Below are 25238 nucleotides of genomic sequence, written 5' to 3' on the forward strand. Positions count from 1 at the left end.
TCCAATGAAAATACTGGTGCTATTGTTTGAGGTCGTTCCGGCTGGCGAGGCCGATGCATTCGGACCTGGCTATCTCAATGTCCTCGCGACACGAAATCCAACGTTGCTGACGCGTCCTTCGGACTGCACGCCATATCGGCTCCCCGCTTCGACTGCATCCGCCTTGCTGACCCAGGAGCCTCCCCTCAGGACACGCTGCTCACAGCGGCCTTTCGTCCAGGGGCTGCCGTCAGTAGGCGCGCCCTCATAAGTGTCGTTGACGCAATCCTCGACCCATTCCCAGATATTGCCGTGCACCTGATAAAGGCCCCACGGATTCGGCTGAAAGGAATCGACCGGGGCCGTCTTTTGCCCAGAGCCTCCTTTTGCGTTTTTGTCCTGTCCGGTCTTGTCATCGTAGTTAGCCCGCCCCCGAGAGACCGAGGCGCCCCACCAGAACGACGTCGTCGTCCCCGCCCGCGTCACATATTCTCGCTCGGCTTCGCTCAACAGCCGATAGGCCTTGCCGGTGCGAGCCGACAGCCAAGCCACGTAGCTCTTGGCATCCGACCAGGAAATGTTTATCGCCGGCCGCCTCCCGCGGCCCCAGCCGTTGTCCCAGGGCTTATATCCGTTGCATCCACCATCGGCGACGCAGGCATCCCATTCGTCGAATGTGACAGCGTAGCGCCCAACTGCGAACGAACGCGCGAACGTGACCTTGTGGCGAGACGATTCCGTGGAGCGTTTGGATACGCTGTCCGACGACCCCATCATGAAGGTACCCGGCGCGACCACGACCATCTCCGGGCACTTCTCGCATTCCTTGAAGCTGGCCTTCTGCTTCAGGGCGCCCTCTTCCGAATCGGACAGCGCCTTGATGCCGAGCGCACTCAATCCCTCGCGCGGCGGGGCGGTGTCGGCGGGGAGCGTCGCATTGGTGGAGGCCAACTGCGTCCCTTGTAGTGCCCTGAGACGTTCGCGCACCTCCGCCGATCGCGAGCTTTCCGGAAATTTGCTGAGGAACTCTTCGAACATGGCCGGCGAACGGCCGTCCTTGATCGCGTTCCAGACGATTTCATCGGTCGCGGGCGGGGGCGGAGGTACTGCCGCCGCTACTCTTTCTTTCTTCAATTCGTCGCGACGTGACAACGCGGCAGAGAGGTGCGAACTGTTCGAATATTTTGCGGCAAACTCCTCAAAGATCGCGGGGTCGTGCGACTCCTTTATCGCGTTCCAGACGATCTCGTGCGCAGGCGGTGGAGGCGGCGCTTGAGCGGCAGCGATCTCCTTCCTGAGGTCATCCCTGCGCTGTCGTGCGTCCGCGACGTGCGAGCTCGCCGCATATTTGCTCACGAACTCATCGAAGATCGCGGGATCACGCGAGCCCCTGATTGCGGCCCAGACGATGTCCTCTGCGGCGGGAGGCGGCGGAGCCTGCGTGGCGGCAATCTGCTTTTTAAGCTCATCCCGGCGCGTCCGTGCGTCCGCCAGATGCGGGCTTGCGGGAAACTTGCTGGCGAAATCATCGAAGATTGCCGGATACGTCGAGCCCTTGATGGCATCCCAGACGACCTCATCGGCCGTCGGAGGCGGCGGAATGCGGGCGGCGGCGGCCGTAATCTGCTTTTGCAGTTCGTTGGCACGCGATTGCGCTTCGGCTCGATGCTTGCTGGCGGGGAACTTGCTGAGGAAATCATCGAAGATCGCGGGATAGGTTGAATCCCTGATCGCCGCCCAGACAATTTCGTCGGCGGTCGGCGGCGGGGGTATGCGCGCGGCTGCAGCAGCTTGCGCCTGCCTCAGTTCGTCGCGCCGCGCCTCGGCCGCCTTAAGATGCGGGGTGGTCGGAAACTTCGCGATAAACTCCTCGAACACGCCTGGATAGGTCGAATCCCTCACGGCATTCCAGACGATATCATCCGTCGTCGGCGGAGGCGGCAGTTTCGGTGCATCGACGATCGAGACAATGGAGCCGCCCAATGATCCGTAGACGAACGGCTCCTGGTGACGATTGGTGACCTTCAGCACTTCGTCACGAACCCGACCGAACGCAATCCGCAAGTCCAAGCCGGGAGAAGCAATGTTGTGCAGAAGCGCGGACGTGAAGGGACTGTTTTTCGCATCGCCGTCCAGCGCGACCGATCCGGCCTTGGCCGCGAAGGCAATCAGCGTATCGGACACCGCGGGCTCGACCTTCGCCAGACCGCGACCGATCGATCGGGAGGCTATGGTTCGCTTCATGGTCTTCAGGAACGGATTATCCCGGCACGCATCGAGGATGACGAGGCGAAGTCGCCTGGTCGGCTCTATCGATTTCAGAATGCGATCAAGAGAAATGGCCTCGTCCTCGATGTCGAAATCACGGGACAGCTTCGCGTCGACGGGAATGACGTAGTTCACACCGTCGACCTCGATGCCATGGCCGGCGAAATAGATGACGGCCACGTCGGCATCGCTTGCCATCTCGGCGAAATCGCTGATCGCGCGCCGCATATCTGAAATTCCGAGGTCGCGACGGGCATCGACCGCGGAAAATCCTGCAGATCTGAACAGCGAGGCAATCTCGGCGGCGTCATTCCGAGGATTCGGAAGGCTCGGGACATTCCGGTACGACGAATTGCCAACCACCAGAGCGACGCGCTTCTCGGCCAGCGCTTGTCCCGCGAACCCGTAAAAAACGAGCGCAAGAATGGTAGCCGCCACCCAGCGCATAAAATTCCCCCAAATCGCCCTTAGCGAGTATATCGCTGGTTGCAGCGCCTGCAAGCAGCACCGCGAGCCCACATCATTCGACGGGGACAGCGCCAAATCCGTGATTCAGATCACTTAGCAATCGGCGACGGTCGCCACCTAAACCGGCCTCTCCCCCTTCACCGTCACCCGCGTGCCCGAGCGCGTGTGGGGCCAGTAGTCCCACATCGCGCGGTGCTGGGTGCAGCGGTTGTCCCAGAAGGCGATGGCGTTCTCGGTCCAGCGGAAGCGGCACTGGAACAGCGGGTTTTCGGCGTGCTGGTAGAGATAGGCGAGCATCGCATCGCTCTCGTCGCGCGGGATGCCGTTGATGTGGCGGGTGAAGCCGCGGTTGACGTAGAGCGCCTTTCTGCCGGTGACCGGATGCGTGCGCACAACGGGATGCTCGGCGCTCGGATAGGACGGACGGTCGGCAACGCCGTAGTTCGCATAGAGCCCGCGATAGATCGGCTCGCCATCATGCAGCGCGGTGAGGCCATTGAGATAGGTCTTCATGCGGTCGGACAGCGCCTCATAGGCGGCGTACATGTTGGCGAACAGCGTGTCGCCGCCGCGCGGCGGGCACTGCTTGATGTAGAGGATCGAGCCCATCGGCGGTTCGAGATCGCAGGACACGTCGGAGTGCCAGCCCTCGCCGTTGGCACGCGGCGAGTTCTTGTCGGCGTAGATCTTCATCAAGGCGGGGTCTTCGTCCTCATGCGGCGCGGCGGGATGGAAATGCAGCTCGCCGAACTTGCGGCCGAAGGCGAGCTGCTGCTGCGGCGTGATCTGCTGGTCGCGAAAGAAGATGACGAGGTTTTCGGCGAGCGCGCGGTGGATCTCGTCCATCTGCTGATTTGAACGCGCGTCGTCGGAGACGAGCCCGCCGATGTCCACGCCCGATATTTCCGCGCCGATGATGGGGGTGAGCTTTTCGACCGCGATGGTCTCGTAGAGCGCGCCGTCGTCAGCCGTGTGGCGATAGCGCGGGCCCTGCTTGCCGGCGAGTGAGCTCATGGCGTGTCTCCCGATCTGTTGTTCGTTGCTTGCTATCCTAGGCCTCGGGAGCGCAGACGCAAAGATAGCAACCCGCGAATCTTGACACACTTATAAAGCTTTAATAGTGTGTAGAAGGAAAAGAGGCTTCCACGATGGGTAAATATGAGCGACTTGGCGCGTTCCTGAAGTCCCAACGGGCCAAAGAGGTCCCTATGACCTTTGCCGAAATCGAGCGAGTCATTGGAAGCAAGCTCCCTCCTAACTCTCCTCAATACCCGGCCTGGTGGAGCAATAATCCGACCAACAATGTGATGACCAAGGTCTGGCTGGCCGCCGGCTTTCGTACCGAGCAGGTCGACACGAAGGCTCGCAAGGTCGTGTTTCGCCGGGTCGAATTGAGTTCCGCAGAACCGGCGCCGTCGCGCGTCAAGAAGCTCGGCCGCCCTCCGCTGTTCGGCGCCCTCAAAGGATTGGCACACATCCCACCCGGCGTTGATTTGACACAGCCGGCCGATCCCGATTGGGGCCAAGTGTATGAGTGATCCTGCGCCTCTTTTGCTCGATACGCATGCCGCGATCTGGATTGCAGAAGACAAACCTATTGCCACCGAGGCGAGCGAGGCGATTGAAGCCGCCTATCGCGCAGGATCTGCCATCTTCGTCTCTGCAATCACCGCATGGGAAATCGGCTTGCTCGTTGCACGCAACAGGCTGGGCCTCTCCACGAGACCAGAACTCTGGTTTCAACGGCTGCTTGCCGTCGAAGGAGTGCGGCTCGCCGAACTCACGCCCAATATTTTGATCGCGTCTTCATTCTTGCCCGGCGCACCGCCGCGTGACCCTGCGGATCGAATCATCATTGCAACCGCTCGCGACCTTGGCGCGAGCGTGATTACCCGGGACGGATTGATGCTGAGATATGGCGAGACAGGCCAGGTCAGCACGATTACATGCTGACCTGAACGCCTACTCCGCCGCGGTCACCGGCACCTTGGCGCCCTGGCCGTAACGCTGCTCGATATAGTCGATCACCAGCGCCTTGAAGTCGGCGGAGATGGTCGGGCCGCGCAGCGTGCGGAACTTCTTGCCGTCGACGAACACGGGTGCGGCCGGCGCTTCACCGGTGCCGGGCAGCGAGATGCCGATATTGGCGTGCTTGGATTCGCCGGGGCCGTTGACGATGCAGCCCATCACCGCGACGTTGAGCTCTTCGACACCAGGATATTTCGTCTTCCAGGTCGGCATCTCGTCGCGGATGAAATCCTGGATCGAGCGCGCCAGTTCCTGGAACGTGGTCGAGGTGGTGCGGCCGCAGCCGGGGCATGCGGCGACCAGCGGCACGAAGGTGCGGAAGCCCATGGTCTGCAGCAGCTCCTGGCCGACCTGCACCTCGCGGGTGCGGTCGCCGCCGGGCTCCGGCGTCAGCGAGATGCGGATGGTGTCGCCGATGCCCTGCTGCAGCAGGATGCCGAGCGCGGCGGACGACGCCACGATGCCCTTGGTGCCCATGCCGGCCTCGGTCAGGCCGAGATGGATGGCGTAGTCGGAACGAGAAGCGAGATCCTGATAGACCGCGATCAGATCCTGCACCGCCGAGACCTTTGCGGAGAGGATGATGCGGTTCTTGGGCATGCCGAGCTCTTCGGCGCGCGCGGCCGAGAGCAGCGCGGACTGCACCATGGCCTCGCGCGTCACCGCGCGCACGTCGCGCGGATTGGCGGAGGCGGCGTTCTCGTCCATCAGCTTGGTCAGCAGCTCCTGGTCGAGCGAGCCCCAATTGGCGCCGATGCGCACCGGCTTGTTGTTCTTGTTGGCGATCTCGATGATGTCGGCGAACTGGGTGTCGCGTTTGTCCTTGAAGCCGACATTGCCGGGATTGATGCGGTACTTGGCGAGCGCCTCGGCGCAGGCCGGATAGGCCGCGAGCAGCTTGTGGCCGATATAGTGGAAGTCGCCGATCAGCGGCGTGGTGATACCGCGCTTGGCGAGGCCGTCGCGAATGTGCGGCACGGCGGCCGCGGCTTCCTCCCGGTCCACAGTGATGCGGACCATTTCGGAGCCGGCGCGCGCGAGCGCTGCGACCTGGGCGATGGTACCGTCGATGTCGGCGGTATCGGTGTTGGTCATCGACTGCACGACGATCGGCGCACCGCCGCCGACGGCGACGTCGCCGACCTTGACCTGGGTGGTATGGTAACGCGGCGCTGGCCCCGCGATGTCGGAATCGATGGTGGTTTCGGGCTTGTTCATGGGGTCCAAATATCAGGTTTTGGTGACGTTCAGCAATGCATCGCGCGGCGCCGCAGCGACTTGGCTGGGACGGTTAACCAGAAAAAGCCCAGCAATTACAAGGACGGCGGCCGCCCCGAACGCCAAGCTTAGCGTGTCGTGCATGATGAAATAGCTACCGACGACGCCAAACAAAGGGGTGATGAAGGTAAAAGCCGACAATTTGCTGGCCGAATAGGCCTTCACCAGCGCGAACCAAAGCGTGAACGTGGTTCCAACGACCCAGATCGCCTGGAAGGCCATCAGGCCGAGCGACAGCGGCGCGGGGGTGTGCGTGATGGTCTCGCCGAACAGCCAGGCCGCCAGCCCCAGGATCGGGATCGAGATCGCAACCTGATAGCCCAGCGCCTTCTCCGGCGCGGCAAACCGCAGCCGCGTGCCCTTGGCAACCAGCGTGGTTGCCGCCCACAGCGCGGCGCCGCCGACGATCATGAGGTCGCCGAGCAGGACATGCGAATCGACATTGGGCTGCGGCACGCCGATGGCGAGCGCGACGCCGGCAAAGCTGATGGCAAGACCCAGCCATTGCGAGGCGCCAAGCCGTTCGCCGAGCACCTGATAAGAGCCGAGCGCAACGAAGAACGGCGCGGTGTAGAGGAACACCACCGCGCGCGAGGCCGACGTGAGGCGCAGCCCCTGGAAGATCAGCACGAATTCGATGCCGAACATCAGCCCGGCGATCAGGCCCGGCTTCCACGTGCCGTCATTCTCGAAGAATTTAACCCCGCGCAGCGTGCCGATGAGGAACAGCACCGGCAGCGCGCCCGCCGACCGGATCGTGGCCTGCAGCATCGGCGGAATGTCCGGTAGCACCAGCTTCACCGCGATCTGGTTGAACCCCCAGGTCAGGCACAGCATGAGCATCAGGGCGATGGCGCCGGCACTGAGGGGACGTGCGGCGGAATGTAAGGCTTGTGGTGAGGACATCTCTTCCCGATTACCGGCTTTGCGCCGTTGTTGCTCTATGCAGCTTTCTGACAATGGGTGCAGACGCCCGTGATCTCCACCACGGACAATTTAGGCGCAAAGCCCGAGCTGCGCGCGGCGGCATTGAGGTCCCCGGCAAAGGACGCCGACGGGATCTCGCCGACCAGGCCGCAGCGCTCGCAGATCAGGAACGCCACCGCCGAGGTCGCGTCGTGGTCGTGGGCGGCACAGGCAAGGTAGGCATTGCGGCTCTCGATGCGATGCACGAGGCCGTTGGCCATCAGGAAATCAAGCGCGCGATAGACCGTGATCGGCGCCGGCCGCGACATCGATTTGGCGAGCTCGTCGATCACCTCATAGGCGCCGAGCGGGCGATGGCTGGAGAGCAGGGCCCCCAGCACCTGACGGCGTATCGGCGTGAATTTCTGTGCGCGCTGCTTGCAGACCTCTTCGGCATGCGCCAGCGCATCCGCGGTGCAGCGGCCGTGATCGTGGTCGGGCGCGGGAAATGCCGGTTTTGCGAGGGTCATGCGGCCACGTTCTAGCATTTGGGCCCGGGAACCCAAAGCACGACCCTGCGACCGGCTGCCAGCCATGCTCGCGCTGCGGGACAGCATCGTGATATCCGCCGTGGAATAATCATAAGCTTGCTTATTATATCCCAAGCTTATTGGAGACCAAGCTTATGACCCGCGGGTCTGTCGACCAGAACTTCCTGTTCACGCTCGGTGAGCTCTACCGCCTCTTGCGCGTCTATGCCGACAAGGAGGCCTCGCGGTTCGGCATCACCCGGGCGCAATGGGCGGTGCTGGCCAAGGTTGAGCGCAGCGAGGGCATGAAGCAGTCGGAACTCGCCGAGCTGCTCGAGATGCAGCCGATCACGCTGACCCGCCTGATCGACAAGCTCTGCGACAATGACTGGATCGAGCGCCGCAGCGACGCTTCGGACCGCCGCGTCAAGCGCCTGTATCTGAGGAAGGCCGGCCGGCAATTGCTGGGCCGGATGAGCGGGCTGAAGTCCGAGCTCACGGCCAACGCGCTCGACGGCATCACGCCGGCGGACGCCCATCGCCTCCTGACCCAGCTCGAAACCATCAAGGAAAACGTGCGTACCGCGATCCAGACCAGCGGCGCGGAACAGGCACGTAAGGAGCAGCGCTATGGCTGACCAAGTCCTCAAGTTCCAGCCCGAGCAGAAGACCGACAGCGGCAAGCCCACCAAGAAGGCCGGCACCGACCCGCGCCGCCGCCTGGTAGCCGGCCTGCGGCGTTACCGCCGCTTCCTGCTCCTGGTCGTGCTGCCGGTGATCGCCGCCATTGGCGGCATCACTTTCTACCTGCATGGCGGCCGCTATGTCGGCACCGACGACGCCTATGTCGGCGCGCAGAAGGTGCTGGTGACGCCCGACATCTCGGGCAAGATCCAGAAGGTCGTCGTGAAGGAAGGCCAGTCCGTCAAGCAGGGCGACGAGCTGTTCGAGATCGACCCCGCTCCGTTTCGCCACGCGGTGGTCGAAGCCAAGGCGCAGCTCGCGCAGGCCCGCACGACCTACGACAACCTCGTCGCCAACATCAAGATCTATGGCGACATGCTGGGCCTCGCCCAGCAAGGCATCGATTTGAAGCAGCGCGACGTCGAGCGCAAGCAGGCGCTGGTGAAGAACAATTACGGCTCGCAGCTCGATCTCGACAATGCCTCGAATGCGCTGGTCACCGCCGGCGCGCAGGCGCAATACATCAAGCAACAGCTGTCCAACGCCAGGACGCAGCTTCTCGGCGACCCCGAATTGCCACTGGAGCAATTCCCGCCTTACGCACAGGCGAAAGCCAAGCTGGACGATGCCCAGCGCAACCTCGATCACACCGTGCTGCGCGCGCCGATGGACGGCGTGGCGACGCAGGTCGAGCAGATCCAGCTCGGCCGCTATGTCGCCGCCGGCACGCCGGTGTTTTCCATCATCGACGTCGCCCACCCCTGGGTCGACGCCAATCCGAAGGAGAGCGACCTCACCCACGTCACCGAAGGACAGTCCGTCACGCTCGAGGTCGACGCGTTCCCGAACCACGTCTTCAAGGGCAAGATCGGCTCGCTCTCGCCCGGCACTGGCGCGCAATTCGCGATCCTGCCGCCGCAGAACGCCACCGGCAATTTCGTCAAGGTGGTGCAGCGCGTGCCGATCCGCATCTATTTCGACGAGACCGACAAATATGTCCGGAAGCTGAAGGCCGGCATGAGCGTCTACGCCACCATCGACACCGGCCATCAGCGCTCGCTCGCCGGCCTGCTCGGCCTGTCGGCGACCGCGAGCCAGGATAAAGACTGAACGCAAGGACTGATCCGATGTCTGGTCCCAATGCCAGCCTGATGGTCCCCGGCCTGCGCCGGAACATGGTGACGATCTGCGCCATGACCGCGACCATCATGCAGGCGCTGGACACCACCATCGCCAACGTCGCCCTGCCCTACATGCAGGGCACGCTGTCGGCCTCACAGGACCAGATCAACTGGGTGCTGACCTCCTACATCGTCGCCGCCGCGATCATGACGGCGCCGGTGGGCTGGATCGCCAACCGCTTCGGCCGCAAGCGCATCTTCATCATCTGCTCGGCCGGCTTCACCATGGCCTCGGTGCTGTGCGGCCTCGCCCAGGACATCAACCAGATGGTGCTGTTCCGCCTGCTGCAGGGCGTGTTCGGCGCCGCCCTGGTGCCGTTGTCGCAATCGGTGATGCTCGACTATTACACGCTCCAGGAACGTGCCAAGGCGATGTCGATCTGGGGCATGGGCGTGATGATGGGTCCGATCATGGGGCCCTCGCTGGGCGCCTGGCTGACCGAGACCTATTCCTGGCACTGGGTGTTCTTCGTCAACCTGCCGTTCGGCTTCATCACCGTGCTCGGACTGATCGTCTTCATGGACGAGACGGACAAGAATCTCAGCCTCAAATTCGACTGGTTCGGCTTCGCCGCGCTGGCGGTTGCGATCGGCTCGCTTCAGCTCGCCCTCGACCGCGGCGAGCAGCTGGGCTGGCTGGAATCCAATGAGATCCTCGCGGAGTTCATCGTTTCGGCGGTCGCCTTCTACTTCTTCCTCGCGCACTCCTTCACGACCTCGACCCCGTTCATCCGGTTCGCGCTGTTTCGGGATCGCAACTTCGTCACCGGCTGCGTGTTCATGATCGTGATGGGGCTCGTGCTGTTCTCGACCATGGCGCTGGCCTCGCCCTATATGCAGAACGTGATCGGCTATCCCATCATCACCGCCGGCCTCTTGCTGGCGAGCCGCGGCTTCGGCACCTTCTTCGCGATGATGCTGGTCGGTCGCATGATGCGCTATTTCGAGGCGCGCACGCTGATCATCGCCGGCCTGACGCTGACCGCGGGCTCGCTGTTCCAGATGACCGGCTGGACCGATCTGACCCAGGTGCCGGAGATCGTCACCGTCAGCGTCATTCAAGGCTTCGGCTTCGGCCTTGTCTTCGTGCCGCTCTCGACCGTGGCCTTCCTGACACTGTCGAACGATCTCCGTACCGACGGCACCGCGATGCTGACCCTGATGCGCAACGTCGCGAGCTCGGTCGGCATTTCCGTCGTCATCGCCCAATTGACGCAGGGGACGCGGCGGACCTACGCAATCCTGTCCGAGCACATCAACCCGTTCAACCATGCACTGCAGATGCCCGACGTCAGGGGCCTGATCAACCTGTCCACCGACGCCGGCCGCGCCATGGCCGACAGGATGGTCAGCGTCCAGGCGCAGATCATCGCGTTCGCGCAAGACTACCAGATGGTGATGCTCTTCGTCCTCTGCACCATCCCGCTCGCCTTGCTGATCGGTTCGACCAAGGCCGCGCTGCGCAAGCAGACCGCGGGACCGGAGCATGCGGTGATGGAGTAACGCACGCTCGATCTCCCAATCTCCACTGTCATCCCGGACAAGCGCAGCGAAGCGGAGCGCAGATCCGGGATCTCAGCGCGAGCGCTTGCGCTCGTCGCGATAATCACAGGGAGTAGTTTGGCGAAGACTGTGAATTACCAGTCTCGCGCCAAACTACTCCCTGTGGTTATGGGTCCCTGCGTTCGCAGGGACGACACTGAATATGCGGCGCGCCCTACAACAACTCCTCGCAGCCCAAATCATCCACCGCCGCAAACACCCGCTCCAGATTATTCCACCAGATCAGCGGCGGGAGATTGACGCTCCATTGCCAGACCGGCTTGGTGATGTGCCAGAGCACCGACCGGCGATAATCCTGGTCAAGTGCGCCGCGCGTGTAGCCGCTGACGCCGTGCGAGATCAGGGTCTCATGATAGCGGTTTAGCAGCAGGCGCTCGAGCGTCTGCCGGCGCTCCGGATACCATTGTGTCGCCATCATGTAGGCGAGATCGTGGGTCGGCACGTTGATGCGCCACTGGTCGAAGTCGAAAATCCGCACGGTGTCGGCGATGTCCGCGCGCGGCAGGAGGAAATTCCAGGTATGGGCATCGCCGTGGGCAATAGAGAGATGTCGATGGGAATGATAGCGCTCAAGCAAACGATCCGACTGCTCAATGAACCGACGATAGAGGATGCGTCGTTCTTCGCTCAGACGGTCGCCGAGAAGATCGGCAAAACGATCATAGTGGCCAGCAAAGGTCTCCATCAACCTTGACGTATCATCGGCGCTCATCCAACTGCCGACGATGTCGCCGAGACTTGGGTGGTCCCACCATGCCGCGTGCCAGCCCGCGAGCGTCGTGACGATCGCCATCGCCTGTTCGCGAGACGGCGGCAAGGGCCACGGGGCCGCGACCTCATGGCTGTCGGTGAGGTCCTCGAGCAGCAGATGCCAACTGACATTTTCCTCATCGAACTGTCCGTCAAAGCAACGCGGCACCAGCCCCGGCGGCATATTCGGTGCAAGTTTCGCATAGAAGGCCACTTCGTGCCGGCCACCATGCGCAAGCGTCTTGGCAAAATCGGCATGCGGCGTCTTCAGGATCAGTGTCTGCGGCGCGCCGCCGGATTCACCGACATAGCGCAGACCGAGGCGGATGATGTGTGACACGACGGTGTCGCGCTGATGCAGCACCTTCACCTCACGGACCGCGCCGGCGTCCAGCACGCCGCCTCTGCGCAGTGCCGCCGTCAGTCGGGCGGGCTCAACGACATCAGGCAGTTGTGGAGGTGTCATGAAATTCACGATGCCCCTGTCCCGCGCCATACTGCACGATCATAGCCCCGCGCACCAGCGGCCGAACCGACGCCGCGCTCAAGCCGCCTCGGTCGAGTCGCGCACGGTCCGCACCACGACCGACCGAAGCTGTTCGAGATTGGCCGCCATGCCGGCGATCGCCTGCCTGACCTCGGCGGCGCGCTCGTTCACGGAAGCGGCGTCGCGGCTGACATTGCCGATCTTGGCCGAGACCTCCTTCGCCGCTGAGGCCGATTCGGAAATCGACCGCGTGATCTCCCGCGTCGCGGCGTCCTGCTCTTCCATCGCGGCGGCAACCGAGGTCGCCACGCCGTCGATCTCGGCGATGTGCCCTCCCATCGTCTCGACGGCATCGACCGCGGCCTGGGTCGAGGCCTGAATCTCGGTGATCAGCCGCGTGATCTCCTCGGTGGATTTGGCGGTCTGGTCGGACAGGGATTTCACTTCGGCGGCGACCACGGCGAAGCCGCGGCCGGCCTCGCCGGCACGGGCGGCCTCGATCGTGGCGTTGAGCGCCAGGAGGTTGGTCTGGCCGGCGATGCCGCCGATGAGGTCGGAGACCTCGGCGATCTTCTTCACCGATCCGGCCAGTGCCTGGATGGTCGAACGCGCCTGCTCGCGGCCGGCGACCGCCGATTTTGTGACGGTGCTGGTCCGCACGACCTGGCTTGCGATCTCGCGGATCGAGGCGCTCAGCTGTTCGGCCGCGGCCGAGACGGTCTGCGAGCTGCCGAGGGCCTGGGTGGAGGCCGCCGCGACCGCTTGCGACTGTGCGGAGAGCGACCTCGCGATCTCGGACAGGCTGGACGCCGCCCGCTCGACGCCTTGCGTCGCTGCGCCGGCGGTGTCGACCGATCGGCCGGTCTCGCGCTCGACGGTCTCGGCCATCTGGTGCAGGGCGGAGCGCTTGGCGAGCGCCGCCTCCTGCTCCTGCCGCAACTGCTCCTCGCGCAGGCGGGAATTCTCGACCGCCGCCTGCTTGAACACCACAAGCGCCCCCGCCATCGAGCCGACCTCGTCCTTTCGGTCAGCGAAAGGAATATCGGCGGCGAGATCGCCGGTCGCGAGCTTCTGCATCGTGCCCGTCATGCGCACGATCGGCCGCACCACGCCGAGTGCGACGCCGAGCAGGCCCGCAGCAACGAAGGCCAGGACAGCGGCGGAGACGCCGAGGAGGATATAAAGCATCGAGCTGTCGCGGTCCGCGGCCAGCTTTTCCATGGCTGCATTCTGCTTGTTGGCGTTCTCGACGATGCTGTCGATCACGGCGCGATGCGCGGTGTAGGCGTCCTTCACCTGCGCATAGATGCGCTCGGACGCAGCGGCGTCCTTGGCTTTGAGGGCCGGCAGGAGCTGGTCGGACGCCTTCCAGAACTTCTGCACCTCGGCGTCGGACTTGGACACCAGCGCCGTCTTCAGGTCGGCCGAGAGGCTGGAGGTGATCCAGAACGCCTTGCGCTCGTCGTAATCCTTGCGGAGCTGGACCAGGCGTTCGCCGTGGGCCGCCAGCTGGTCCGGCTCGCGCACGGCCAGGGTCGCCTCGAGATAGGCCTCGATGACATATTCCGGCGGCGGCAGAATGTCCGCGATGAGGTCGTTGCCGAGCTTGATGTCGGAATAGAGCGGACCGCCGACCTTGAGCTCTTTCAAGGCGTACAGGCTGGTCGAAACCACGGCGGCAAAACCGATGGCGAGAACGATGCCGAACGCAATGATCGCAGATGACAACGACAGACGAAATTTCATGAAAACAATCCAGGGCGGTGTCAAAACTGCAGCCACCCTAGACGAATACGGTAAATACGGGATTGCTTCGCGCCGAAATTGTATCGCGCGCACTCCGTCTAACTACGGGAATTTGACGTCAAGCCATCGGTATTTGAGTCAGCGAGGCTGACGCACACGCGTGCGGGAGAATCGTTTCGGCCGGAGGCAGCCTCGACCTCGATGCGCCAGATGAGACATGCGTGCCGAGGATCAAGCCTCCCCGGCACGCATTGTCTCACACGTCGAAGAACACCGTCTCGTTGTCGCCCTGCAGCCGCAGGTCGAGCCGGTAGGCCGGCTTGCCGGCCTCGCGCGCCGCGGTCAGCGTGGCGCGGCGCTCGGTGGGCACCAGCGCCAGCACGGGGTCGGCGGCGTTGCTGGCCTCGTCGGCGAAATAGATCCGGGTGTAGAGATGCCTGAGCATGCCGCGGCCGAACACCGCAAGGAGGATGTGCGGCGCCTGCGGCTTGCCGTCGGGATCCGGCACCGTGCCCGGCTTGATGGTCTCGAACGCGTAATTGCCGTCCTTGTCGGTGCCGCAACGGGCAAAGCCGCGGAAGCTTGCATTTGGCAGCGCACGCTTGTCCTGCGGGTCGGCGAAGCGGCCTTGTGCGTCCGCCTGCCAGATCTCCAGCATGCAGTCCGGCACGGCAACGCCGTCACCGTCGAATACGCGACCCTCGATGCGGATGCGCTCGCCGGTGACATCTGGCGTCAGCGTCGAGTTGGTGAACGCGTCGTTCCAGGCGTACTCGCCGTTCGGCGTCAGGCCGTATTTGAAGAACGGGCCGACCGTCTGCGATGGGGTGATCCCGTCGGGCGTCACAGAATCCTGCACTTAGTGATTCTCCATGGGGGTGGCGTTCTTGCCGCGCAGCACGACGTCAAAGCGGTAGCACAGCGCCCATTCGGGCTGGGTGTTCTCGAGATCGAACGAGGAAACCATCCGCGCTCGCGCCTTCTCGTCCGGCACCGAGTTGAAGATCGGATCGAACGGGAACAGCGGATCGTTCGGAAAATACATCTGCGTCACGAGGCGCGTGACGAAGGAATGGCCGAACACCGACAGATGGATGTGCGCGGGACGCCAGGCATTGTGGTGATTGCCCCAGGGATAAGCACCCGGCTTGACGGTGACGAAGCGATAATAGCCGGAGGCATCGCTTTGGGCGCGGCCGGCCCCCGTGAAATTCGGATCGAGCGGCGCCGGATGCTGGTCGCGGACATGGACGTAGCGGCCGCAGGCATTGGCCTGCCAGATCTCGACCAGCGAGTTCGGCACGCCGCGGCCGTCCTCGTCGCGCACATGGCCGTGCACGATGATGCGCTCGCCGATCGGCTCGCCCTTGTGCTGGGTGGTGAGGTCGTTGTCGCCCTCGCGCACGGTCTCGTGGCCGTAGACCGGGCCGGTGAGCTCCGACAACGTATGGCGCATCGGGATCAAGGGCTTGTTCGGCGCACGCTTGATCGAGCTCTTGTAGTCGGGCGACAGCGGCAACGGATGCGCCTTGTTGCTGTCAGTGGGATAGATGAATGTCATGGGCGGACTCCTCCCCGGCCATGTGGTCCGGCCGGACAACGCTTCCGCCAATCATTATAGGATATAACTAATTGGGGGAAGCGGGTTTGAGCCCTATTTGATCGGCGGACGCGGCAGTACGGCTTCCCCGACTTCGAGCCGGTAGACATGGTCGAGCGAATACCAGGGCGTCGCAACCTCGCGTTCGGTCGGATGTAGCGCGTCATGGCGCAGGAACTTGCCGATCAGCGCCTGCGTCACGCCGAACTGCACGTCGCTGTCGATATGGGGATCGTTGGGATCGTAGACCTGCGAGATCAGGACCTTGAAGCCCGGCTTGAAGATCAGGGCATGCAGATGCGCGGGGCGGTAGGGATGGCGGCTCTGCGCCTCCAGCAGGCGGCCGACCACGCCGTCCGTCGGAATGGGATAGCCGACCATCATCACCGAACGGAAGGAGAAGCGCCCATCCAGGTCGGTCGTGAACTTGCCACGCAGGTTCATGTCGGCCTGGTCAGCATCCTGGTTCTCGTAAAGGCCGACCGGAGAGGCGTGCCAGACATCGACCTCGGCGCCGACGACCGGACGACCGTCCTTGTCCACGACGCGGCCGTTCACGAACAGCGGCGCGCCCGGGGTCTCGGAGATCGATCCGCCATTCTCGACCCGCGGCGAGTTCAACCGCCAGAACGGCCCGAGCAGTGACTGATCGGTTTCGGTATTGCCCTGATCGCCGTTGTTGAGCAGGCAGACCAGCGGCGAGACGCCGAGCGAGCCCGCCATCAGCACCACTTCGTTGTGCGTGTCGGTGGTCAGCTTGCCGAGCTCGGCGATGACAGCGGTGGCATCGCGAAACTCCTTCTCGGTCAGGCGGACGTCGCGCACGAAGCCGTGCAAATGCTTGACCAGGGAAATCATGATCTGGCGCATCCGCGGATCGGAAGTCCGCTCCATCACCGCCAGTGCCGCGGCCGTGACGTCCTGCTCGCGCTCGATGATCATGCCCGCCTCCCGATCGCCCGTCATTCCGGGGCAGCCCGACAGGGCTGAACCCGGAACCTCGAGATCCCGGATTCCGCTCTAACGAGCGGCTCCGGGATGACGGTCCACTGCGTGGACCGTCAGTTCACCTTCTCGATCGCGACCGCGACGCCCTGGCCGACGCCGACGCACATGGTGGCGAGCGCGAGCTTGCCGCCGCGCTTCTCCATGCCGTGGACGGCGGTGAGCGCGAGGCGCGCGCCGCTCATGCCGAGGGGATGGCCGAGCGCGATCGCGCCGCCATGCGGATTGACGAAATCCGCATCGTCGGCGACGCCGAGCTGGCGCATGCAGGCGATGCCTTGCGAGGCGAAGGCTTCGTTCAGCTCGATCAGGTCGAAATCGCTGATCTTCTTGCCGAGCCGTTCCATCAGCTTGCGGGTCGCGGGCACGGGACCAATGCCCATGATGCGCGGCGGCACGCCGGCCGAGGCAAGGCCGAGGATGCGCGCGCGGGGCGTGAGACCATGCTTCTTCACCGCAGCTTCCGAGGCCAGGATCATCGCGGCCGCGCCGTCATTGACGCCGGAAGCATTGCCGGCGGTCACCGTGCCGGGATTGCGCACGATCGGCTTCAGTTTTGCCAGACCTTCGAGCGTGGTTTCGGGACGCGGATGCTCGTCCTTGTCGACGGTGATGGGACCCGCCTTGCCGCCGGGAATGGTGATCGGGACGATTTCCTCGGAGAAATAGCCCGCCGCGATCGCCTTGCCGGCGCGCTGCTGCGAGCGGATGGCGAAGGCGTCCTGGTCGGCGCGCGAGACCTGGAATTCCTCGGCGACGTTCTCGCCGGTCTCCGGCATGGCGTCGACGCCATACTGAGCCTTGAGCAGCGGATTGATGAAACGCCAGCCGATCGTGGTGTCGAAGATTTCGGCCGAACGCGAGAAGGCCTCCTGCGCCTTGCCCATCACGAAGGGCGCGCGCGTCATGGATTCGACGCCGCCGGCAATGGCGAGCTCGATCTCGCCGGAGCGGATGGCGCGGCCGGCGGCACCAACCGCATCGAGGCCCGAGGCGCAGAGCCGGTTGAGCGTCTGGCCGGGAACCGAGTCCGGCAGGCCTGCGAGCAGGAGCGCCATGCGGGCGACGTTGCGGTTGTCCTCGCCGGCCTGGTTGGCACAGCCGAAGAAGACTTCGTCCACCTGCGCCCAGTCGAGATGGGGGTGCTTGGCCATCAGTGCCTTGATCGGCGCTGCGGCGAGATCGTCGGCACGCACCTTGGCGAGCGAGCCGCCGAAGCGGCCGATCGGGGTCCGCACGGCATCGCAGATAAAGACGTCACGCATCGTTGTTCTCCCTGAATGCCGCGGTTCGGCCCAAATTCTTCAATGACGCCGGAGTTTTAGGAGGGCGCCCGCAGCAGGTCAATTGACTGATACACGCGTGTTCCGAGGGGGCCGCACGCCGGCCACGCATGCCGCAATGCGGACAACGTGGAAAACCTCCCCTTCCCGGCCAAAGCGATAGGAGCAGGGGGCGAAATTTTGTAGGTTGCGCCGCCCATGACCATGCAACAGCCGATACAAGTACCGTCCCCCGACGAAGCGCCCGCTTCGCCAACGGAAGCCGTCGCGCGCGTCACGCCGATGATGGAACAGTACCTGGAGATCAAGGCGGCGCATCAGGGCCTGCTGCTGTTCTACCGGATGGGCGATTTCTACGAATTGTTCTTCGAGGATGCCGAGATCGCCTCCAGGACGCTCGGCATCGTCTTGACCAAGCGCGGCAAGCACCAGGGCGCCGACATCCCGATGTGCGGCGTGCCGGTCGAGCGTTCCGAGGACTATCTGCACCGCCTGATCTCGGCCGGCCACCGCGTCGCGGTGTGCGAGCAGACCGAAGATCCTGCTGCCGCCAAGGCACGCGGCAACAAGAGCGTGGTTCGCCGCGGCGTGGTGCGGCTGGTGACGCCGGGCACGCTGACCGAGGACACGCTGCTCGATGCGCGTGCCAACAATTATCTGCTCGCGATCGCGCGCGCCCGCGCCTCCGGCGGTGGCGACCGCTTCGGCCTCGCCTGGATCGACATCTCGACCGCCGAGTTCACCGTGATGGAATGCTCGGGCGGCGAGCTCGCCGCGACGCTGGCGCGCATCAACCCGAACGAGGCCATCGTCACCGACGCGCTCTATAACGACAGCGAGCTCGGACAGACCTTGCGCGAGCTGCCGGCGGTGACGCCGCTGACCCGCGACGTCTTCGACGGCGCCACCGCCGAAAAGCGCCTTTGCGATTATTTCGCCGTCGCGACCATGGACGGGCTGACGCAGCTGACGCGGCTGGAGGCCACGGCAGCAGCAGCCGCCGTCACCTATGTCGACCGCACCCAGGTCGGCAAGCATCCGCCGCTGTCGCCGCCCGCGCGCGAAGCTTCCGGCGCGACCATGGCGATCGATCCGGCGACACGCGCCAATCTCGAGCTGACCCGGACGCTCGCAGGCGAACGTCGCGGCTCGCTGCTCGATGCGATCGACTGCACGGTGACCTCGGCGGGGTCGCGTCTGCTGGCTCAACGTTTGGCCGCGCCGCTGACGGATGCGCCGGCGATCGCGCGCCGGCTCGATGCGGTCAGCGTCTTTGTCGCCGATTCTGCCGCGCGCGAGGACATCCGCAGCATCCTGCGCGGCGCGCCCGACATGTCGCGCGCGCTGGCGCGTCTGTCAGTCGGCCGCGGCGGCCCGCGCGACCTCGCAGGTCTGCGCGACGGCATCATCGCCGCCGACCAGGTGCTGGCGCGGCTTCGCGAGCTCGATCAGCCGCCGCAGGAAATCGCCGCGGTGATGGCGGCCTTGCAGCGTCCCTCGCGCGAGCTCGCGGCGGAATTCGCCAGCGCGCTCGACGAGCAGCTGCCGCTGATCAAGCGCGATGGCGGGTTCGTTCGACAGGGCTATGAGCCCGCGCTCGACGAAGCCCGAAACCTGCGCGACGCCTCGCGCCTCGTCGTCGCCTCGATGCAGGCGCGCTACGCCGACACGACATCCGTGAAAGGCCTGAAGATCCGGCACAACAACGTGCTCGGCTATTTCGTCGAGGTCACCGCGCAGCACGGCGACAAGCTGATGTCGGCGCCGCTGAATGCGACCTTCATCCATCGCCAGACGCTGGCGGGGCAGGTGCGCTTCACCACCTCCGAGTTGGGCGAGATCGAAGCCAAGATCGCCAATGCCGGCGATCGCGCGCTCGGCCTAGAGCTCGAGATTTTCGAGCGGCTGTCAGCCAAGGCCATGACCATCAGCGACGATCTGCGCGCCGCCGCCCACGCCTTCGCCTTGCTCGACGTTGCGACATCACTGGCAAAGCTCGCGGTCGACGACAATTATGTGCGGCCGGACGTGGACGATTCCCTCGGCTTTGCGATCGAGGCCGGCCGCCATCCCGTGGTGGAGCAGGCGCTGAAGCGCAATGGCGAGCCGTTCATCGCCAATGCCTGCGACCTCTCCCCAAGCCCGGCGCAGAAGTCCGGCCAGCTCTGGCTGCTCACCGGTCCCAACATGGCCGGCAAATCGACCTTCCTGCGTCAGAACGCGCTGATTGCCCTGCTTGCCCAGATCGGCAGCTTCGTGCCGGCCGCGCGCGCGCGGATCGGCATCATCGACCGGCTGTTCTCGCGCGTCGGCGCCGCCGACGATCTCGCCCGCGGCCGCTCCACCTTCATGGTGGAGATGGTCGAGACCGCGGCGATCCTGAACCAGGCCGGCGAACGCTCGCTCGTGATCCTCGACGAGATCGGCCGCGGCACCGCGACCTTCGATGGTCTCTCGATTGCCTGGGCCGCGATCGAGCATCTGCACGAAAGCAATCGCTGCCGCACGCTGTTCGCCACGCATTATCATGAGCTGACCGCGCTCTCCGCAAAACTGCCGCGGATGTTCAACGCCACCGTGCGGGTGAAGGAGTGGCAGGGCAATGTCGTGTTCCTGCACGAGGTGCTGCCGGGCTCGGCCGATCGTTCCTACGGCATCCAGGTGGCCAAGCTCGCCGGCCTGCCGCCGGCCGTGATCACGCGCGCAAAATCCGTGCTGTCCAAGCTGGAGGCGCAGGACCGCGGCCAGACCGCGCGCGCGCTGGTGGACGATCTGCCACTGTTCGCCGTGCCCTCACGCGCGGCGGCCGAAGCCGCGCCGCCGAGCGAGGCCGAACTGCTGATGGAGGCCGTGCAGGCGCTGCATCCGGACGAGATGTCACCACGCGAGGCGCTGGATGCGTTGTATGCGTTGAAGGCGAAGCTGCCGAAGCAGTAGCGGTGCCGTAGGGTGGGCAAAGCGACTTGTCCGCCATAGCTCGAAGAGCGACGGCGGAAGCGTGCCCACCGCGTTTTGGACGAGATCGGGAAGAGATGGTGGACACGGCACGCGAAGTGCGCGCCTTTGCCCTACGATTCCGTGCGCTGAGCGCTACGCCCTTGCCGCGATCGCCGCGGCTTCCGCAGCCGCGCGCTGCATGCTGGTCGACATCTCGTTCGTCACCGTGCTCTGCTCCTCGACGGCAGCGGCGGTCGATGTCACGTATTCGCTGACATTGTTGATCGCCTGCTTGATCGAGCCGAGCGCGCTGACGACGTCGCCGGAGATGCCGTTGAGGCTGCCGATCTCCTGGCCGATCTTGTCGGTGGCCTGCTTGGCCTGATTGGCGAGGCTCTTCACTTCGGAGGCGACCACCGCAAAGCCGCGGCCGGCTTCGCCGGCCCGTGCGGATTCGATCGTGGCGTTGAGCGCGAGCAGGTTGATCTGTCCGGTGATGCTGTTGATCATCTCGACGATGCCGCTCATCGACTGCGCCGCCTCGGTGAGGCGCTGGGCCTGAGCATCGGCGGAGGCGACCTGCTCCACTGCGCTCATCGCCGTCTCGCGGGACTTGGTCATCGCCTCGGAGATCTCCCGCACCGAAGCGTTCAGCTCTTCCGAACCGGCGGCGACCGATTCCATCATGCCGCGCACGCGCTCGTTGCCCATGCGGACCTGCACCTGACGCGTGGTGTCGGTGGCATATTTCACGACCTTGAACGGCTTGCCGTTGAGATCGAGGATCGGGTTGTAGGAGGCCTGGATGTAGACCTCCTTGCCGCCCTTGCCGATGCGCTTGTATTCGGCCGCCTGGTACTGACCGCGGTTGAGGGCGGCCCAGAACTCGCGATAGGCCGCGCCGTCGCGCTCCGTGGGCTCGACAAACATGCTGTGGTGCTTGCCCTTGATCTCGGCCAGCGAGTAGCCGAGCGCGCCGAGGAAGTTGGCGTTGGCGGCGATGATCGTGCCATCCATGTTGAATTCAATCACGGCCTGGGCCTTGTCGATCGCCGCGATCTGGCCGGCGAGATCGGCGTTCTTCAGCTTCTCCGCGGTGACGTCCGTTGCGAATTTGACGACGCCGTAAGGTTTGCCGTTCTCGTCAAGCAGCGGGTTGTAGGAGGCGAGGATCCACACTTCGCGGCCGCCCTTGCCGATGCGCTTGAACTCGCCGGCCTGGTATTCACCGCGGTTGAGTGCAGCCCAGAACTCGCGATAGGCCGCGCCGTCGCGGTCGGCCTGCGGCATGAACAGGCTGTGATGCTTGCCCTCGATCTCGGCCAGCGAATAGCCGAGCGTCTTGCAGAAATTCTCGTTGGCGCTGACGATGGTGCCGTCGAGCTTGAATTCGATGACGGCCTGGGCACGGCTGATGGCGGCGATCTTCGACGCATCCGTCATGCTCCGGATCTTCTTCGCCGTGATGTCGGTCGCGATCTTGGCGACCATCACCGTCTTGCCGTTGCCGTCGAGCACCGGATTGTAGGATGCTTCGATCCAGACCTCGCGGCCACCCTTCGCGATCCGCTTGAACTCGCGCGCCTGATACTCGCCACGGTTCAATGCAGCCCAGAACGCCTTGTACTCGGCGTTATCGCGCTGGTCGGCCGGCACGAACATGGAGTGATGCTTGCCCTGAATCTCGTCAAGCCGATAGCCGAGGGCGTCGAGAAAATTCTGGTTGGCCGTGATGATCGAGCCATCGAGATTGAATTCGATCATGGCCTGCGAACGGCCTATGGCGTCGAGCCGCCCTTGTGCATCGCTGTGGGACTTGCGACCGAACATCAAACAATCTCCATCTCGAAACAACGTGGACAGCCCGTAAGGGAAGTGACCGCTGCGGCAGCACAGCCGTATTCAAATCGACAATTCCCGCGAGTCCCTGCACTCGGATGCAGCTCGGACGAGTTCACGTCGACGACGGCGGAAGCGGGTACGCGAAATTATTCGTACGGGAAAAGCTCGAACAAAGTTCTAATAGAAATGTCGGAAACCAGCAGGGCCGGGAACGATCCGGCGGGCGTCGAGAGCCGCCACCTGCGCCCCTGCGACTTGAAATGACATGTCTCATTCAATGGCTTGGGAAGATGCCGCGTTGCCCGTCGGCATGAGATGCCGTCTCCAACATGTCTTTCGCGACGCGGTGTCGCGCGTGTCCGTAGTCTCACGGTCCTTGCCGCGCCTTGTGCATCGTTCGCCGGCCGATTCCCCACAGCGTCAGATTCCAGGCGATGCAGGTGCCGAGCGCGAGACACAGACCGACGGCTGAACCGAACGACACCACCGCAACGTGCAAGACGGCAATCGCCGTGCCGAATCCGAGCAGGCCCCAGGCGGAGTTGGCGAGCACCGCCGCGGTCGGCGGGCCGCCGATGCGCGGATGCAGGATCACCATGATGCTGGAGAACACCACGGGATACAGCGCGATGATGCCGCTGATGCGGGGTCCCACCCAGCCCGAAGTCGAGACCACGATGGCGACCAGGGTCGCGACCAGCGCAGCCCGCATCGGCACGTCGTACCAGCGGCGCGTGACCAGCGGCATCTTCACATGGCGATAGCCCGCCAGGAGCGGAATGCAGATGCCGAAGGCGATCAGATTGGCGGCGAGCCCGGCGGTGAGCGACCAGTCGAACTGGCGGATGATCGAGGCCAGCACGATCCAGACGGCAACCGCGCTTCCACAACTCACCGCGAAACCATGCCGCTGCGCCAGCACGACATAAGCGAGGCACATGAAGATCGTCGCCCCATTGATCGGAAGGCTCGCCAGCGAACCCTGCGCGATGAAGGCGGCATCGTGGTCGAGCGCGAGGAAGACGTAGGAGGGACCGGCCGAGATCGGCAGGGTCGCGACCAGCGCGCCGATCACCGGACCCGCGCGCTCAGTGATGATCGAGGCCGTCACGACGAACGCCGCCGCGATCGCCATGCGCAGGAGAAGGAAGAGGAAGAAGTGGAGATCGGGGGACATTTTTGGCTTCTTACCCTCCCCTGGGGGAGGGTCGGCTCATATTGGGCGCAGCGAAATATGAAACGGGGTGGGGTGACAGTCTCTCAACGGCGACGGTGCCCGAGTGGAGAGATCACCCCACCCCGCTCGCGCTATGCGCGATCGACCCTCCCTCTCCAGGGGAGGGTAAGAGACTCACATCCGCTGCATCGACACCGACACCTTCGGGCCGTTCTTGATGGTCTGATAGACCACGCAATATCGCTCGGTCAGCTTGAGCAGGAGATCGAGCTTGTCCTGCGGCGCCGATGTATCGACCTCGAAGCGCAGACGGATCTCGGCGAAGCCGACCGGGGTCTCCTTGTCGACGCCCAGCGTGCCACGGAAATCGAGATCGCCCTCGGCATAGACGTTGCCGGTCTTGAGCGGCACCTCGATCGCGGTCGCGACCGACTTTAGGGTGACCCCGGCACAGGCGACGAGCGCCTCGAGCAACATGTCCCCGGAGCAAAGCTCGAGGCCGGAACCGCCGGTCGCCGGATGCAGGCCGGCAAGCGCGATGGCGCGGCCGGTCTCGACCTTGCAGGCGATGCCTTCGCTGTCGGTGGAGCCCTTGGCCTTCAGCGTGATCAGTGCGGTCTTGGGATCGGTCTTGTAGCGCTCCTTGATCGGAGCCTGCATCTGGCGCAGCTCTGCAGCGTCCATTTTCGTTCTCTCCCGGAAAATTGCCCCTCGATGTACCGGTTCAGAGCGAAATTGTCACCACCACATGGCCTGACCGGGACCCTGGGTTGCGTCACGGTCGGGCACGTTGCGGTCAAGCGAACGGTCGAGTGACGTCAGCACACTTCGCTTGAAATTCTCGAACAGCGGCGAATTGCGGTCGCGCGGCCGGCCGAGATTGATCTCGATCTGGTCGAACAACCGGCCCGGCCGCGGCCGCATCACCAGCACGCGGTCGGCCAGCACCACGGCCTCGTCGACGTCGTGTGTGACGAGGATGAGGGTCGGCCGCGTGTCCGCCCAGAGGTCGAGCAGATGATCTTGGAGATCCCTGCGGGTGAAGGCATCGAGCGCGGAGAACGGCTCGTCCAACAGCAGCACCTCCGGCTGCGGCACCAGCGCGCGTGCGATCGCAACCCGCTGCGCCTGTCCGCCGGAGAGCTCGCGCGGCCAGGCCTGCGCCTTTTCCGCCAGCCCGACGCGTTCGAGCGCACGCGCGACCTTCTCGCGGCGCTCGGCCGCGGGCAGATCGGCGAGTCCAAAACCGATATTGTCGGCGACGCTGAGCCAGGGCAGCAGCCGCGGCTCCTGGAAGATGATGCCGATCTTGGCATGCGGCGAGACGATCGCCTCGTTGTCGAGCGTCACCGTGCCAGCGCTGGCGCGATCGAGGCCGGCGATGGCACGCAGCAGCGTGGACTTGCCACAGCCGGAGCCGCCGATGATGGCGATGATCTCGCCCAGCCTGATTTCAGCGGAGAAGCGTGAAAGCGCCTGCACGCCGTTGGGATAGGTCTTGCTGACCCGGTCGAGCGCAAGCATCG

The 25238-nt window shown here is 64.4% G+C and carries 21 protein-coding genes; 6 read left to right on the plus strand and 15 right to left on the minus strand.

The genetic code is table 11. The annotated features are described in order from the left end of the window. Positions 1–69: 69 nt before the first annotated feature. Together GGD65_RS15140 and GGD65_RS15145 are read right to left on the minus strand one after the other, a co-directional pair. Positions 70–2694 (minus strand): SUMF1/EgtB/PvdO family nonheme iron enzyme, encoded by a 2625-nt coding sequence (locus GGD65_RS15140; protein ID WP_183235763.1) that lies wholly within the window; start codon positions 2692–2694, stop codon positions 70–72. Between the two features lie 138 nt (positions 2695–2832). Then, a complete protein-coding gene (locus tag GGD65_RS15145) occupies positions 2833–3729 on the minus strand; it encodes a TauD/TfdA family dioxygenase (protein WP_183235764.1) in 897 nt (298 codons plus the stop codon). Between the two features lie 194 nt (positions 3730–3923). Here GGD65_RS15145 and GGD65_RS15150 point away from each other — a divergent pair, with 194 nt between their 5' ends. Together GGD65_RS15150 and GGD65_RS15155 are read left to right on the plus strand one after the other, a co-directional pair. Then, positions 3924–4253 (plus strand): hypothetical protein, encoded by a 330-nt coding sequence (locus GGD65_RS15150; RefSeq protein WP_244550564.1) that lies wholly within the window; start codon positions 3924–3926, stop codon positions 4251–4253. Continuing rightward, positions 4246–4668 (plus strand): type II toxin-antitoxin system VapC family toxin, encoded by a 423-nt coding sequence (locus tag GGD65_RS15155; protein ID WP_018316742.1) that lies wholly within the window; start codon positions 4246–4248, stop codon positions 4666–4668. Before GGD65_RS15150 ends, GGD65_RS15155 begins: the two co-directional genes overlap by 8 nt. A gap of 9 nt (positions 4669–4677) precedes the next feature. On the opposite strand, the gene ispG is transcribed toward GGD65_RS15155, so the two are convergent. The 3 genes from ispG to GGD65_RS15170 are packed head-to-tail and all read right to left on the minus strand — an operon-like array spanning position 4678 to position 7457. Continuing rightward, positions 4678–5961 carry a flavodoxin-dependent (E)-4-hydroxy-3-methylbut-2-enyl-diphosphate synthase gene (ispG, locus tag GGD65_RS15160; RefSeq protein WP_092251581.1) on the minus strand — a complete coding sequence of 428 codons (1284 nt, stop codon included), beginning with the start codon at positions 5959–5961 and terminating at the stop codon, positions 4678–4680. 12 nt (positions 5962–5973) lie between these two features. Beyond that, a complete protein-coding gene (locus tag GGD65_RS15165; protein WP_183235765.1) occupies positions 5974–6927 on the minus strand; it encodes a DMT family transporter in 954 nt (317 codons plus the stop codon). Between the two features lie 35 nt (positions 6928–6962). Then, positions 6963–7457: a Fur family transcriptional regulator gene (locus GGD65_RS15170; protein WP_018316739.1), complete on the minus strand. Its 495-nt coding sequence runs from the start codon at positions 7455–7457 to the stop codon at positions 6963–6965. Between the two features lie 155 nt (positions 7458–7612). Here GGD65_RS15170 and GGD65_RS15175 point away from each other — a divergent pair, with 155 nt between their 5' ends. The 3 genes from GGD65_RS15175 to GGD65_RS15185 are packed head-to-tail and all read left to right on the plus strand — an operon-like array spanning position 7613 to position 10825. Beyond that, entirely contained in the window at positions 7613–8095 is a 483-nt protein-coding gene (locus tag GGD65_RS15175) for a MarR family winged helix-turn-helix transcriptional regulator (protein WP_026201730.1), read from the plus strand. Continuing rightward, entirely contained in the window at positions 8088–9251 is a 1164-nt protein-coding gene (locus GGD65_RS15180; RefSeq protein WP_183235766.1) for an HlyD family secretion protein, read from the plus strand. The genes GGD65_RS15175 and GGD65_RS15180 overlap by 8 nt, the downstream gene beginning before the upstream one ends. Positions 9252–9268: 17 nt before the next feature. Further along, complete coding sequence (locus tag GGD65_RS15185; RefSeq protein ID WP_183235767.1) at positions 9269–10825, plus strand: MDR family MFS transporter; 1557 nt, start codon at positions 9269–9271, stop codon at positions 10823–10825. A gap of 214 nt (positions 10826–11039) precedes the next feature. Here GGD65_RS15185 and GGD65_RS15190 read toward each other — a convergent pair whose 3' ends face one another. The 6 genes from GGD65_RS15190 to pcaF form a co-directional block, all read right to left on the minus strand. After that, positions 11040–12131 (minus strand): phosphotransferase, encoded by a 1092-nt coding sequence (locus tag GGD65_RS15190; protein WP_018316735.1) that lies wholly within the window; start codon positions 12129–12131, stop codon positions 11040–11042. Between the two features lie 48 nt (positions 12132–12179). Next, complete coding sequence (locus GGD65_RS15195; protein ID WP_183235768.1) at positions 12180–13868, minus strand: methyl-accepting chemotaxis protein; 1689 nt, start codon at positions 13866–13868, stop codon at positions 12180–12182. Positions 13869–14124: 256 nt separating this feature from the next. Next, positions 14125–14727: a protocatechuate 3,4-dioxygenase subunit alpha gene (gene pcaG, locus GGD65_RS15200; protein WP_183235769.1), complete on the minus strand. Its 603-nt coding sequence runs from the start codon at positions 14725–14727 to the stop codon at positions 14125–14127. Continuing rightward, on the minus strand, positions 14728–15429 hold the full coding sequence (pcaH, locus tag GGD65_RS15205; protein ID WP_183235770.1) for a protocatechuate 3,4-dioxygenase subunit beta: 702 nt from the start codon (positions 15427–15429) through the stop codon (positions 14728–14730). A 93-nt stretch (positions 15430–15522) separates the two neighbouring features. Continuing rightward, positions 15523–16410: a dioxygenase gene (locus tag GGD65_RS15210; RefSeq protein WP_183235771.1), complete on the minus strand. Its 888-nt coding sequence runs from the start codon at positions 16408–16410 to the stop codon at positions 15523–15525. A 119-nt stretch (positions 16411–16529) separates the two neighbouring features. Then, complete coding sequence (gene pcaF / locus GGD65_RS15215; protein WP_183235772.1) at positions 16530–17738, minus strand: 3-oxoadipyl-CoA thiolase; 1209 nt, start codon at positions 17736–17738, stop codon at positions 16530–16532. A gap of 216 nt (positions 17739–17954) precedes the next feature. On the opposite strand from pcaF, the gene mutS reads away from it, so the two are divergent. Next, the gene (mutS, locus tag GGD65_RS15220) at positions 17955–20693 is read left to right on the plus strand and encodes a DNA mismatch repair protein MutS (RefSeq protein ID WP_183235773.1); all 2739 of its coding nucleotides are present in this window, start codon (positions 17955–17957) and stop codon (positions 20691–20693) included. Between the two features lie 153 nt (positions 20694–20846). Here the strand turns inward: mutS and GGD65_RS15225 are convergent, their stop codons facing one another. From GGD65_RS15225 to GGD65_RS15240, 4 genes are all read right to left on the minus strand, one after another. Beyond that, positions 20847–22523 (minus strand): PAS domain-containing methyl-accepting chemotaxis protein, encoded by a 1677-nt coding sequence (locus tag GGD65_RS15225; protein WP_183235774.1) that lies wholly within the window; start codon positions 22521–22523, stop codon positions 20847–20849. A gap of 379 nt (positions 22524–22902) precedes the next feature. Then, positions 22903–23712 (minus strand): hypothetical protein, encoded by an 810-nt coding sequence (locus tag GGD65_RS15230; RefSeq protein WP_183235775.1) that lies wholly within the window; start codon positions 23710–23712, stop codon positions 22903–22905. 174 nt (positions 23713–23886) lie between these two features. Next, positions 23887–24396 carry an OsmC family protein gene (locus GGD65_RS15235; protein ID WP_028139616.1) on the minus strand — a complete coding sequence of 170 codons (510 nt, stop codon included), beginning with the start codon at positions 24394–24396 and terminating at the stop codon, positions 23887–23889. Positions 24397–24450: 54 nt separating this feature from the next. Continuing rightward, positions 24451–25236, minus strand: a complete 786-nt coding sequence (locus GGD65_RS15240) for an ABC transporter ATP-binding protein (protein WP_018319533.1) — start codon at positions 25234–25236, stop codon at positions 24451–24453. Positions 25237–25238: the final 2 nt, after the last annotated feature.

Origin of the sequence: Bradyrhizobium sp. CIR18 (genome assembly GCF_014198295.1) — a bacterium.
Taxonomy (GTDB): domain Bacteria; phylum Pseudomonadota; class Alphaproteobacteria; order Rhizobiales; family Xanthobacteraceae; genus Bradyrhizobium.